This window comes from Cellvibrio sp. UBA7661, from assembly GCA_002483365.1.
In the GTDB taxonomy this organism is placed as follows: domain Bacteria; phylum Pseudomonadota; class Gammaproteobacteria; order Pseudomonadales; family Cellvibrionaceae; genus Cellvibrio.
In genome coordinates this window covers 257982-270709 of sequence record DLHT01000006.1, presented here as the reverse complement: position 1 = coordinate 270709, position 12728 = coordinate 257982, and the positions used below count along the sequence as shown (strand labels likewise).

9 protein-coding genes and 1 other RNA gene are annotated in these 12728 nt (G+C 49.1%); 5 read left to right on the top strand and 5 right to left on the bottom strand.

Going from position 1 to position 12728, the window contains the following annotated elements:
- The first annotated feature begins 196 nt into the window (after positions 1–196).
- On the top strand, positions 197–2989 hold the full coding sequence (locus tag B2739_RS05315) for a TonB-dependent receptor (protein ID WP_331344826.1): 2793 nt from the start codon (positions 197–199) through the stop codon (positions 2987–2989).
- Between the two features lie 60 nt (positions 2990–3049).
- On the opposite strand, the gene rpiA is transcribed toward B2739_RS05315, so the two are convergent.
- Complete coding sequence (rpiA, locus tag B2739_RS05310) at positions 3050–3724, bottom strand: ribose-5-phosphate isomerase RpiA (RefSeq protein WP_331344825.1); 675 nt, start codon at positions 3722–3724, stop codon at positions 3050–3052.
- A gap of 180 nt (positions 3725–3904) precedes the next feature.
- Here rpiA and ilvA point away from each other — a divergent pair, with 180 nt between their 5' ends.
- Entirely contained in the window at positions 3905–5419 is a 1515-nt protein-coding gene (ilvA, locus tag B2739_RS05305; RefSeq protein WP_331344824.1) for a threonine ammonia-lyase, biosynthetic, read from the top strand.
- A gap of 323 nt (positions 5420–5742) precedes the next feature.
- Positions 5743–8340 carry a family 20 glycosylhydrolase gene (locus tag B2739_RS05300; protein WP_331344823.1) on the top strand — a complete coding sequence of 866 codons (2598 nt, stop codon included), beginning with the start codon at positions 5743–5745 and terminating at the stop codon, positions 8338–8340.
- A gap of 594 nt (positions 8341–8934) precedes the next feature.
- Here B2739_RS05300 and B2739_RS05295 read toward each other — a convergent pair.
- The 4 genes from B2739_RS05295 to B2739_RS05280 all read right to left on the bottom strand — a co-directional run bounded on the left by B2739_RS05295 (position 8935) and on the right by B2739_RS05280 (position 10520).
- Complete coding sequence (locus B2739_RS05295) at positions 8935–9579, bottom strand: 5-formyltetrahydrofolate cyclo-ligase (RefSeq protein ID WP_331344822.1); 645 nt, start codon at positions 9577–9579, stop codon at positions 8935–8937.
- Between the two features lie 41 nt (positions 9580–9620).
- Positions 9621–9799: non-coding RNA, 6S RNA (ssrS, locus tag B2739_RS05290), on the bottom strand.
- Between the two features lie 153 nt (positions 9800–9952).
- Positions 9953–10258 (bottom strand): cell division protein ZapA, encoded by a 306-nt coding sequence (locus tag B2739_RS05285; protein WP_331344821.1) that lies wholly within the window; start codon positions 10256–10258, stop codon positions 9953–9955.
- Positions 10259–10313: 55 nt separating this feature from the next.
- Positions 10314–10520 (bottom strand): TIGR02449 family protein, encoded by a 207-nt coding sequence (locus B2739_RS05280; protein WP_049631597.1) that lies wholly within the window; start codon positions 10518–10520, stop codon positions 10314–10316.
- A 230-nt stretch (positions 10521–10750) separates the two neighbouring features.
- On the opposite strand from B2739_RS05280, the gene B2739_RS05275 reads away from it, so the two are divergent.
- Together B2739_RS05275 and pepP are read left to right on the top strand one after the other, a co-directional pair.
- Positions 10751–11365, top strand: a complete 615-nt coding sequence (locus tag B2739_RS05275; RefSeq protein ID WP_331344820.1) for a UPF0149 family protein — start codon at positions 10751–10753, stop codon at positions 11363–11365.
- 39 nt (positions 11366–11404) lie between these two features.
- On the top strand, positions 11405–12718 hold the full coding sequence (pepP, locus tag B2739_RS05270; RefSeq protein ID WP_331344819.1) for a Xaa-Pro aminopeptidase: 1314 nt from the start codon (positions 11405–11407) through the stop codon (positions 12716–12718).
- Positions 12719–12728: the final 10 nt, after the last annotated feature.

Here is a 12728-nt window from a genome sequence, read left to right as displayed (position 1 = left end):
AATAATTGTTAAATGAAGCGGTGGAAATAGAACAGCAATAAAAATGAAATGCACGTCGTTTATGGTGCCGTGCGTTTCTAATTCCTGCTCAGGAACATCAATCTGCTTGGGAAGTAAAATGGAGTTTTCTCTTTTTATGAGAGCTAGAAATGGTCGAATGTTGTTTTTCTAACTGTAATAAATAGAGGACGTTAACGTGAGAACTCATAAAAACATCGCAATCCATTCAGGCAGGAACCCATTAAGTGAAGCCGTTTCCCGCATAGTGTTTGGTGCTGCATTGGCAGCGCTATCACTGCAAGGTATGGCGCAGGGTGCTGACCAGCTTGAAGAGATTGTTGTCACTGGCAGCTACGCCAAGAGTCTGGAAAAAGCGATTGATATTAAACGTAATGCGATTGGTTTTTCTGATTCTATTGTCGCCACCGATATTGCCGATTTCCCCGAACAAAACCTTGCTGAAGCCTTGCAGCGTATGCCCGGTGTAACCATTGAGCGCAATAAAGGTTTGGGTAGCAAAGTGAATGTGCGCAGCCTGCCCAGTGAATTCACCCATATTTCCATTAATAACCTTTCTACTGCATCAGGCAGTGGTGGGCGCGATGTTGAGTTCGATATTTTTGCATCGGAAATTATTCAAAGTGTGACGGTTAAAAAATCCCCTACCGCTCTTGACGAAGAAGGCGGAATTGCGGGTTCAGTGTTGATTTCAACAGCGCGTCCATTTGATTACAGCGATGCGAAATTGGTTGTGTCAGCCGAAGGCGCACACAATTCTATTTCGGAAAAAATTGATCCAAAAATTTCCATGTTGGCGAGCAATACCTTTGGTGACTTTGGCGCGCTGGTATCGTTTTCGATGGCGGAGCGCACTAACAGAACCGATTCCAATTCCGGTATTAATTTTCGCCCATTGTCGCGCTGGACTGAAAAAACCGGTTCATCAAAATGGCAAGCTGACCAAACCATCGCGGTGCTTGAGCGCGATACCGGTGTAAAAATTAGTGATCCTTTTAACAAGGAAGAAACCAATCGCGTTGTGTTTCATGACAAGATCGGCGATCGCGCTTATTTGAATGAGCAGGACAAGTGGGGTGCAACTGCCGCTTTCCAATATCAACCAAGCAGCACTTTTAGCCTCACCTTTGATGCCATGCTCGGCGGCTATGACAACACCGAAGACGAATACGATGCGGCGGCCTACACAGCTTCGAGCATTAGCGCATTAGAAACTGTTCACGCTTACGACAACACAACGCTCGCCAAACACGGTATTGTGGTATTGACCGATGTTTCCTACGCGGCGACACAACACGAATTCTTGAGCAAAGAAAACGTGCACGAAACTGATTTTACCCAGTACAGCTTTGACATGGAGTGGGAAATTGGCGGGTGGTTAATTGACGGGCTTATCGGTTATTCAGGTGCAGAAAAAATCTCGGACACCAGCAATTTAAAACACGTGGCATTTGCACCTTCACGCAGTCGTTACACCAACAATGGTGGTGAGACGCTGTTGAGCGCCAATCCAAAAAGCATTGATATGTACAATTCGCCGGAAAAATATTTATTCGATTCCTACGAAGTGAACCTCGAAGCAATTCAGGATGATAAATATGCAGCACAATTGGGTTTCACTAAACCCTTGGAGTTGGATTTCTTCAGCGCTTTGAATCAAGTGCAATTTGGTGCGCGCTATACCGATAAATCCAAAGAGCGCGAGCGCGGAACCAATACTGTGCGTGGACCCAAAGCCGGTGACAATTCGTGGCGCAATGTGCGCACCTTGCAAGACAGCGAGTTAACGCCGGTTTCCGATTTGGTTCCCGGTGGAAAATATTTGTCGCAATCATCCAACAGTCCGCAGTGGTCGCAAGTATCCAACGGTTATGCGCGCGATACTTTCCGCTACGACGGTTTCAACGTGGAATTTGCCGATAGCGAATATTATCGCGTCGATGAAGAGGTCGTGAGCCTCTATGCCATGGCTGATTTTACATTTGACCTGGCGGCTATGCCGGTGATGGTCAATACCGGTGTACGCACAGTAGATACTTCAGTGCTGTCGTTTGGTTATCACCAAATCCAGAATGCAAACGGCTCTACCGGTTATACGCCAACACCCATTTCCAAAGAAGGCAATTACAACGATGTACTGCCAAGCCTCAACATGAATATGGAATTGCGTGAAGGTTTGATGTTGCGCGCAGCGGCATCGCAAACGCTAATGCGACCGGCACTGGGCGATATTGCGTACAAACGCACCGTGAGCCTGAATGATTTTAAATATCGCGATGGCAACCCGGATTTGAAACCTACCTATGCTGACCAATGGGAACTGGGTCTGGAATGGTATGTGGGCGATAACGCACTCTTTGCTGCATCTTATTTTGAGAAAAAAATTGAAGGCGTAGTGCGTGAGTCACTCACCGGCGTTGTAAAAGATGTGACCAAATACAATGCCAACGGCACTATCGATGGCGTGTATGATTTTGAAATTTATCAAAAGGTGAATGCAGAAGGCGATTACGACGTATCGGGTGTGGAATTAATTGCACAATTTCCGCTGACGATGCTGCATGAATCACTGGAAGGTTTTGGTATCAACGCCAACTACACTGCGCTGGATAATTCACTCACTGGTGAATCGGATTTGGATATTCCGGCACCGCCGGAAGGTTTGGCAGATGAAACCTACAACCTGACGTTCTATTACGAAAATGACTTGTTTGATGCGCGCATTTCTTACAACTACAAAGACAAGTATGTTGAATATATCGCGAGCGATATGTATCCGGTCTACCGAGATGCTTACGGTCAAACGGATATTTCGCTTGGATATCAGGTGATCGATGCGATCAAAGTAGTGCTAGAAGGTATCAATATTACCGACGAAGAAACCAGCGCTTACACCATTGATCCGTCATTCCCGTCGATGTACGAATTTTCTGGCCGCCGCATTAGTCTGGGTGTGCGTGCAGATTTCTAAGTGGCAAAAAAAAGGATGTTCCGCGAGGGGCATCCTCTTTTGTTTTTTGGGCAAACAGGCCTAGCGTGGATACAGGGTCTTTACCCCTTCGGCAGTGCCCAGCAGCAATACATCGGCACCTTTGGCGGCGAATAAGCCATTGGTCACTACGCCGGTAATCTGGTTGATGCGGTTTTCCAATCCCACCGGATCGATGATCTGTAAATTGTGGACATCAAGGATCACATTGCCGTTGTCGGTAACTACGCCTTCGCGATATACCGGTGTGCCGCCCAGTTTGACCAGCTCGCGTGCGACGTAAGAGCGCGCCATGGGAATTACTTCGACCGGTAGCGGGAACTTGCCCAGTACATCGACCCATTTGCTGCCATCGGCGATGCATACAAATTCTTTCGATACCGCGCGCACGATTTTTTCGCGCGTCAAGGCCGCACCGCCGCCTTTGATCAAGTGCAGGTAGGCGTTGCTTTCGTCCGCACCATCAACATACACCGCAAGCTCGCTGACGGAATTGCAATCGAGCACATCGATACCGAGTTTTTTCAAGCGCTCGGCAGACGCATCAGAGCTTGCGACAGCACCGGCAAACAGGGATTTGATCTCGCCCAGATAATCGATAAAAAAATTGGCAGTAGAACCAGTGCCGACGCCAATAATGGAGTCGTTGAATAATTTGGGTTTGATGTATTCAATCGCGGCGCGCGCGACAGCTTGCTTGAGTTGGTCTTGAGTCATGGTAGTCTCGTTTTGATGGTTCTTTGTGCTGATAGAGAGCCCGCCAGTCGCTTGCGACTGGCTCGGTGTGAACGTCAGGCGCATCCGCCAAAAACGTTATTATACGGATTTTCGCCGTGCCAGCGGCGGCCAAATTGTTTACACTGCGGTGACTTTTTCACTTCATTATGCAAAACAATCATGCCTGAATCCTACATAAAACGTATCCTCAACGCCCGTATCTATGATCTGGCGATAGAAACCCCGCTCGATGAAGCGCGCTTGTTGTCAACGCGCACCGGCAATAAAGTCTTGCTCAAACGCGAAGATTTACAGCCGGTGTTTTCATTTAAATTGCGCGGTGCGTATAACAAACTGCAACAACTGACCGAAGAAGAGCGCAACCGCGGTGTGATTTGCGCCTCGGCGGGCAACCATGCACAGGGTGTCGCGCTCGGCTCACAGCATTTGGGCATCAAGGCGACCATTGTGATGCCGCGCACGACACCTGCGATCAAAGTGGATGCCGTACGCGCACGCGGTGCCAAAGTGGTGTTGCATGGCGATAGCTATGACGAAGCCTCTGCGTACGCGAAAAAATTGGTGGAAGAAAAAGGCATGACCTATATCCACCCGTTTGATGATCCGGATGTGATCGCGGGTCAAGGCACCATCGCCATGGAAATCCTGCATCAGTATCCCGGCAAAATTGATGCGATTTTTATCGCCGTCGGCGGCGGTGGTTTGGCGGCAGGTATTGGTGCGTATGTGAAATACCTGCGCCCGGAAACCAAAATTATCGCGGTGGAGTCGGAAGAGTCGGCGTGCCTGATGGCGGCGATGGAAAAGAAAAAACGCGTTGTGTTGCCGCAGGTTGGCATCTTTGCGGATGGCATCGCGGTTGCGCAAATCGGTGAGGAGACCTTCCGTGTGCTGCGCAAGGTGGTCGATGAGTGCATGACTGTCACCGCCGACGAAATTTGTGCAGGCATCAAAGATATTTTTGAAGATACGCGTTCCATCGCAGAACCCGCCGGTGCGACCAGCGTGGCTGGCCTGAAAAAATACGTGGCACAACACGGTATCACCGGCCAAACGCTGGTGGCGATCGACTGCGGTGCCAATATCAATTTTGACCGTTTGCGTTATATCAGTGAGCGCACGGAAATTGGTGAGCAGCGCGAAGCCATTCTCGCGGTGACAATTCCGGAACGCCCCGGTGCCTATAAAGAATTTTGTAAAGCACTGGGTAAGCGCAACATCACTGAATTTAATTATCGCTACGCGGATGCCAAAGACGCGCGCATTTTTGTGGGCGTGCAAGTGGCGGCAGGCGGAAAAGATCGCGCTGATTTGGTCGAGGAGCTAAAAGCCCAGGGTTATGATTTGGTGGATATGACAGAAAACGAGTTGGCGAAATTGCATATCCGCCACCTTGTGGGCGGTCACGCTCCGCAGATCACCGATGAAGTGCTCTATCGTTTTGAATTCCCCGAGCGTCCGGGTGCGTTGATGACCTTTCTGAACAAAGTGGCTGGTCGCTGGAATATTTCGCTGTTCCATTACCGCAACCATGGCTCTGCTTCTGCACGTGTGTTGGTGGGTATGCAGGTGCCTAAAAAAGATTACAGCGAGCTGAAAGCGTTTTTGAATGACCTGAATTATCCCTTCTGGGATGAAACCAAAAACGAAGCCTATAAATTCTTCCTCGGGTAATTCCTTTACCCGCGATGCAGCCTGTCGGCTGCATCGCGCTTTTGACTCTATACATCCCCCTGTTATCTGTCTGCCCAGGCATCGATTACGGCTTGTCCTGCAATTTGCCAATCCCTGTCTATCCTTAAGGCTATTCCTCCCAAAGGGTTAATTTATGTTCAGAAACTGGCACATCCGGATTTATGGTGTAATCTGGACAACGTTGTCAGGTGATTAAAGTGTCAAATAACCCAAGTGTTAAATCAACCCATTAAAACGACTTTAGCTACAACGAACTTAACTGCAACATTAACTACAACAAACACATAGCAGGAGCATTGCTAATGAAATCTGCAGGTCAACATATCGCTGCGCATTTAGGCGCATTGACGTTGGCGTTAGGGCTCGCCCAAAGCGCCTTCGCTGGAAACCTTAGCCAGCAACAACTCAGTGAATTTGCGGGCAAAGCCCAGCTGCGCTTTGGTGTTGTAAACAATCTGGGAGCGAAACCGCAAGGGCAGGTGATACTGGTCAATGACTCAAGCGCTGCGTTACCTGCAGGGCAGGGCGATTGGCGGATTTACATTCACTCGGTGCGTAAACTGGACTCTGCAACGGTAGAAGGTTTGAGCCTGCGCCACATACAAGGCGATTTGCATGAGCTTGCACCAACCGCATCTTTCAAGGGGCTCGCAACAGGGGCGAAACTGGTAGTGCCCTACGCCGCGAGTTCAAGTCTGGTGAGTTACTCGGATTTTATGCCGCGTGCATTTATCGCCCAGCAAGGCTTAACAACGGAAATATTCGCCAATACCAATACCGAAAACCTCAGTGAATTTGTCGAGCCGTTTACCAAGCCGGAACAACTGCAACGTTTTTCACCGGATCTTTACCCTATCGCGACACCTACTACCCGCTATCAGGATAACCTTGCGGTGAATGCCGCTGCCGCCAAGGTAGATGCTGCTCCCAAAATTATCCCGACACCCGCCGATGTGAAATATCGCAAAGGTACGGCAGTGATTGATAACAGCTGGAAAATCAGCTACGCAGGCCGTTTAACCGGCGAAGCCAAGTATCTTGCCGATCAATTAAAAGCGGCCGGTATTACCATGGCATCAAGCCCGGCACAGGTGAGCGCGGCAGGTGGTGTTACTGTGTCATCCGCTAAAATAATTGAGCTGAAAGTCGATGCGTCTATCGGCAAGAGCGAAGCCTATAGTCTCAATATCTCGGGCGATAAAATTACCATCGTCGGCAGTGATAATGCCGGTGCGTTTTACGGTATCCAAAGCGTATTGAGTTTGCTGCCGGCGCAAACTGCTGCGAGCCACAGCTTGCCGCAACTGACGGTCAATGATGCTCCACGCTATCGCTGGCGCGGCATGATGTACGACATGGGGCGCAACTTCCATGGCAAGGAATACACCTTGCGTTTGATCGAGCAAATGGCGCGTTACAAGCTCAACAAATTGCATTTGCACCTTACCGAAGATGAAGGCTGGCGTTTGCAAATCCCCGGCTTGCCAGAGCTGACCGATGTCGGCGCGCATCGCTGTTTTGATCTGAGCGAGCAGAGCTGCCTGCTGACCCAGTTGGGCACTGGTCCACACAAAACCGGTTCAGGTAACGGTTACTACACCACCGAAGACTTCATTGAAATTTTGAAATTTGCCAGTGCGCGACACATCGAAGTGATTCCGGAAATTGATATGCCCGGCCACGCGCGTGCTGCGGTGAAATCCATGGAGGCACGTTACAAAAAGCTGCTGAAAGACGGTAAAAAAGCCGAAGCTGAGCAGTATTTGTTATCCGATCCATTGGATAAATCCCAATACATGACGGTGCAAAACTACACCGACAACTCCATCAACGTGTGTTTGCCATCAACCTATGCATTCGTAGATAAAGTGATTTACGAATTGCAGCAAATGTATCGCAAAGCCGGAACGCGACTGGTGACTTTCCATATGGGCGGCGATGAAGTGGGCGCAGGTTCCTGGACTGCTTCACCTGCGTGTAATGCTCTCTTTGCCAAAGGCGAGATGGGCGTTGCTGGCCCTGCGGATCTGAAACCCTACTTTGTCAGTAAAGTTGCGGCTATCACTGCTGCGCGTGGTTTGGATTTGGGCGGTTGGGAAGACGGTTTGATGTACGATCCTAACAACACCTTTAATCGCGCCCAATTCGCCAACAAACATGTACTGGCAAATGCGTGGGATAACATCTGGGAGTGGGGCGTTGCTGACCGCGCGTATCGTTTGGCAAATGCCGGTTATGAACCGATTATTTCAGCGGCAACCCATTTGTATTTCGATCACCCGCACGAGGCTAATCCGGAAGAGCGCGGTTACTATTGGGCTGCGCGCTACACCGATGCCTCCAAAGTGTTTGGTTTCATGCCTGACAATCTCTACGCTAATGCCGATAAAACCCGCAATGGTGCAGCGATTGAAAATCTGGAAGCCTTGGTAGGGCGCGCTATGCCCGCGCTGGAAAAGCCTGAGAATTTGCGCGGTATGCAAGGGCAGGTTTGGAGTGAAACCATCCGCACTGGTGCGCAAATGGAGCAGATGATTTATCCGCGTTTGATTCCACTGGCTGAGCGTGCATGGCACAAAGCATCTTGGGAAGGTGACAAGCTGGATGCCAGTGAGCGCCTTGCTGATTGGGCTGCATTCGCCGTGCAATTAAGTACCAAAGAATTGCCAAAACTCGCTTCATTAGGCGGTAGTTTTTATCTGCCACCACCGGGCGCGGTGATTGAAAAAAGCCAATTGTTGGCCAATACCTCCTTACCTGGACTCGCAATAGAAATCAGTTTGGATCAAGGCGAGACCTGGACTTCCTACACCGGCGCGCTGCCAGTCAAGGATAATCCAGTATTACTGCGCAGCCGTCTTGGCGATGCAACCAGTCGCGCAGTAACGGTTGCTCCTTAAACCGGAATAGATTTTTTTGGTAATTCGTTCGCGGCAAGGATGCACAGATCGTCAGTTGATGGCGATACAACTCGCCGCGATCAGCTACAAAAATACCCATGATTTACCGGTGTTTTTGTAGCTCCCTCCATTAAAAGCATGGAAAACATCGGGAAAAACGCACTTTTTTGCTAAAAAGTGCGTTTTTTTTGCAGTTTTTTATGGGTCATTGGTTTCCTTCCAGCAAATCCTTGCCTATTATTTATCCACGCCACAGCCTTGGGCTGTTTTGTGGTCGCTTATAAAAGATGTTGTTTTTTTAAAATAATATTGCGCAAGGTTACCACCATGAAAGTCGATGTTCTCTCCGCTGTGATCTTGATATTTTGTTTAGGAGTTTGTGTAACCCTGTTAGATGTAGGTACTTTAGTGTCGTTTGCAGAGGCAGCAGTAGAGTCGGTCTCTGAATAAACAGATACAGGTGCATCGGAAAAATCAGGCGATAAACGGAATTTTCGACAACAACTCCCGCTCTTGCGGGAGTTGTTTTTTGTAGGCAGCAATTGCGTGTTTATGGATGGATTTCTATCGATGTATTTTTTATTGACGTGTTTTTTATTGATGCGTAAGCAGAATTTCCTGTTCGGTTGCGATGGCGAACAACGGAATATCCCAGGCATCTGTCGCGAGTGAATCAACTTCCTGGCAACTGTGCGCCAGGCCAATCAGATAAGGTTTTCCCGCGCTATTTTTTTGTTTAAACGCAAAGGTTGTATCGTAAAAACCACCGCCCATCCCCAAACGCGCCCCGCTGCGATCAAACCCAACCAACGGCATAAGCACAACATCCAGACGCTGTGCCGGTAGTTTATGGTGCTGGCGAAAATCCGGTTCGGGAATACCGAATCGATTCTTCGTCAGAGCTGCATCGGGCGTGTATTCCACAAACCACAGGGTTTTATTTTTGTCAGGGCGTAGCACCGGTAAATAGCAGTGCTTATCCATTTTCCACAATTGTTGGGCAATGGGGGCCGGGTCAATTTCACCATCGTTTGCAATATACAGAGCGACATGACGCGCGCGCATAAATTGCGGCAGTTGCATCAGCTGGCGCAATAACAAGAGTGACGCATGTGCTTGTTGTGTGATGCTCAAGGCTTTTCGGCGTGCACGCAATTCGCTGCGCAAAGCTGATTTTGCATGTGCGGTTGCCGTAGTTTGTGAAGGTGTTTGTAGTGATGGGGGAAGCGGGTCGGCCATAAACAGCCTTGAACAATCGTGAGGAAAACAAGAGAGAATTAAAAGACCCCGAAATGCCGCTTACCAAGCTGGCCTTGAACCCAAAGGTTCAAGGTGGCGATACCTGTGGCTTTTTAGGCTTTCCGTCAGGCGGACATGCACACCAAACTCAACGAGATACTGCCGGGCTAACATTTATCGGCTCAAGGACATTGTTGGATTGCAAACATTCCAGGGCGTGGCGTCAGTATAACCCAGAGTTACCGGTTATTCGCAAATGAAATTATGCTTGGGTTATATAGCCGTTTATTGATTAATCGTCTTAAACGGGGCTGGAAAAAAGTCGTTATTTGCGCTTATGGTGATTTTTAATCCAAGTTGCTTTTAATAAAGACTATTCTCGGTCCAAACCGGACAGGGTGCGATCCAGCTTCTCGTTCAGGCGCAATAAATCAGATTGGTTGGCTGAACCACTTGTTCCGGTTGAGGAGGTTTTGGCCTGCAGCAACTCATGACTCAAGTTGAGCGCAGCCATGACTGCAATACGCTCAAGGCCAATGACGGCACCGGTGCCGCGGATCGCTTTCATGCGCTCATCCAGCAATTGCGCTGATTCCACCAGCGCCTGGCGCTCCTCGCGCGGGCAGGCAACCTGATATTCCTTATCGAGGATTTTTACAAAAACGGTTTCGTTGCTCATGGCGTATTCTCGGGTGCTTTTTATCGGGTGCTTATTCTCAGGTGCTTTTGTTGAGCTATTCGGCATCCAGATTACGTAAATGGGTGATCATGGCCTCAACGCGGCTGCGTGCCAGCTCATTCTTCTCGATCAACCGCACGCGCTCGCGCTGCCATTCATTTTCGCGGGTTTTAAGCTCGGCATTTTCTTGCTGCAGGCGATTACACAGCAGGATCAGCTTATCCAGCTTGGTTTCGAGGGCGAGTAGCAGATCGTCAGACATGATAATAAGTAACCATAAAATAGCGCAGGTTGCCCACTATATTGTGCGGCCCGCAGGTGGTCAATCATAGAGCACAAGTTAATGTGAATTCGAGAAGATAGTTGCTATCAAGCGATAAACAAACAGGTTTTACTTGAGGTGCGTCAACCTTGGAATTCGCTATATAAAAAGTTTGCGGAGCCGCCAAGGGCAATCGTGATAGCATTTGCCCATTGCGATGAGAGGCCTACATGACTGAAAACACATCCCCCGAGCAACTGCTCACCCCCCTGAATTTTGATGAACTCGCCAACCTGTTGGCTCCCTTGGGCACATTGAATAGCCCCTCTGAATTGCACGGACTTTTATGTGGCAAGTTGGCGGGTGGTGCAACACTGAGTGAAACCCATTGGCTGCTGGAAGCCGTTGAATTCCTCGATTTTATTGCTGCGCCCGATGAGCGTGTGCGTATCGCGCTGAGCCGGCTGTATCACACCACCAATGATCAGCTTCAGGGCCAAATGAGTTTGAAATTGATGCTGCCTGACGATGACAGTTTGCTCAGTGAGCGCGTGCGTGGTTTGAGCGAATGGTGCCATGGCTTTCTAACTGGTTTTGGCAGTGTTGATCATCAAGGTAAACGTGTGATCAATGAAGAATTTGAAGAGATGTTGGAAGACATTGCCAATATTGTCCAAATCCAGGCCGATGATGAAGAGGATGAATCCAGCTCAGAAGCAGATTATATGGAGGTGACCGAATACGTTCGTGTTGTGGTCAACTCATTGTATTTTGAATTTTCAGCTGAGCCTGCTGCGCCACTTGATCCATCCAGCAGCGCGCCTGCATCTGATTTGTTGCATTGATTGTGTGAACAACCGTGAAAAAAATGTGTGAGCGCATCCATGAGAATCTCCCGAACTGAATTTGCCCGTCGCCGTAAACAATTAATGGCGCAGATGGAACCTAACTCTATCGCCATAGTACCTGCTGCGCCTGAGCGCCCGCGCAGCCGCGATACCGAATATCACTACCGCCAGGATAGCGATTTTTTATATCTCTCCGGATTTGAAGAGCCGCAAGCTGTATTGGTATTAATTCCCGGCCGCGATCACGGCGAATATGTTTTGTTTGTGCGCGAGCGCAACCGCGAGCGGGAAATTTGGGATGGCTATCGCGCGGGGCCGGAAGGTGCTTGCAGCGAATTTGATGCTGACGATGCCTTTCCGATTGATGATATCGATGAAATTCTGCCGGGGCTGTTGGAAGGACGGCAGCGCGTGTACTACTCCATGGGGAAAGACAGCGAATTCGATAAGCATGTGATGGATTGGGTCAACACCATCCGCGCAAAAGTCCGCTCCGGCGCAACACCACCGGGTGAGTTTTTGGATTTGAGTCATTTTTTGAATGACATGCGTTTATTTAAAAGTGCTGCCGAATTGCGTGTGATGAAAGAAGCGGGCGAAATTTCAGCACGCGCCCATGTGCGTGCGATGAAAGCTGCTAAACCGGGAGTGATGGAGTATCAGCTTGAAGCCGAAATCATGCACGAATTCCAAATGAGCGGTGCGCGTTTCCCTGCATACAATTCCATCGTCGGCGGCGGAAGAAATGGTTGTATCCTGCATTACATTGAAAATTCAGCACCGCTGAAAAATGGTGATCTGGTGCTGATCGATGCGGGCTGCGAACTGGATTATTACGCGGCTGACATTACCCGCACCTTTCCGGTAAACGGAAAATTTTCACCCGAACAAAAAGCGCTGTACGACATTTGCTTGCAAGCACAACTGGAAGCAATCGCTGAATGTAAATCCGGTAAACATTGGAATGATCCACACGAGGCAACCGTGCGTGTGATTACCGAAGGTTTGGTAAAAATCGGTTTGCTTGAAGGTGACGTGAATGAATTAATCAAAAGCGAAGCTTACAAAGAATTTTATATGCACCGCGCTGGCCACTGGCTGGGAATGGATGTGCACGATGTTGGCGATTACAAAGTCGGTGGTGAATGGCGCGTGCTCGAACCGGGCATGGTAATGACCGTAGAGCCGGGCATTTATGTTGCGCCTGACAATGAGCGTGTTGCGAAAAAATGGCGTGGTATAGGTATCCGGATTGAAGACGATGTCGTAATTACCAAAGACGGCAATGAAGTGCTCACCAAAGATGTACCCAAAACCGTCGCCGAAATTGAAGCCCTGATGGCAGGTTAATATTATTTGC

What these genes read in the sequence shown, in the direction of transcription:
- rpiA (WP_331344825.1), bottom strand. Translation starts at nt 3,724, where the DNA reads ATGACTCAAGACCAACTCAAGCAAGCTGTCGCGCGCGCCGCGATTGAA.
- ilvA (WP_331344824.1), top strand. Translation starts at nt 3,905, where the DNA reads ATGCCTGAATCCTACATAAAACGTATCCTCAACGCCCGTATCTATGAT.
- B2739_RS05300 (WP_331344823.1), top strand. Translation starts at nt 5,743, where the DNA reads ATGAAATCTGCAGGTCAACATATCGCTGCGCATTTAGGCGCATTGACG.
- B2739_RS05295 (WP_331344822.1), bottom strand. Translation starts at nt 9,579, where the DNA reads ATGGCCGACCCGCTTCCCCCATCACTACAAACACCTTCACAAACTACG.
- B2739_RS05285 (WP_331344821.1), bottom strand. Translation starts at nt 10,258, where the DNA reads ATGAGCAACGAAACCGTTTTTGTAAAAATCCTCGATAAGGAATATCAG.
- B2739_RS05280 (WP_049631597.1), bottom strand. Translation starts at nt 10,520, where the DNA reads ATGTCTGACGATCTGCTACTCGCCCTCGAAACCAAGCTGGATAAGCTG.
- B2739_RS05275 (WP_331344820.1), top strand. Translation starts at nt 10,751, where the DNA reads ATGACTGAAAACACATCCCCCGAGCAACTGCTCACCCCCCTGAATTTT.
- pepP (WP_331344819.1), top strand. Translation starts at nt 11,405, where the DNA reads ATGAGAATCTCCCGAACTGAATTTGCCCGTCGCCGTAAACAATTAATG.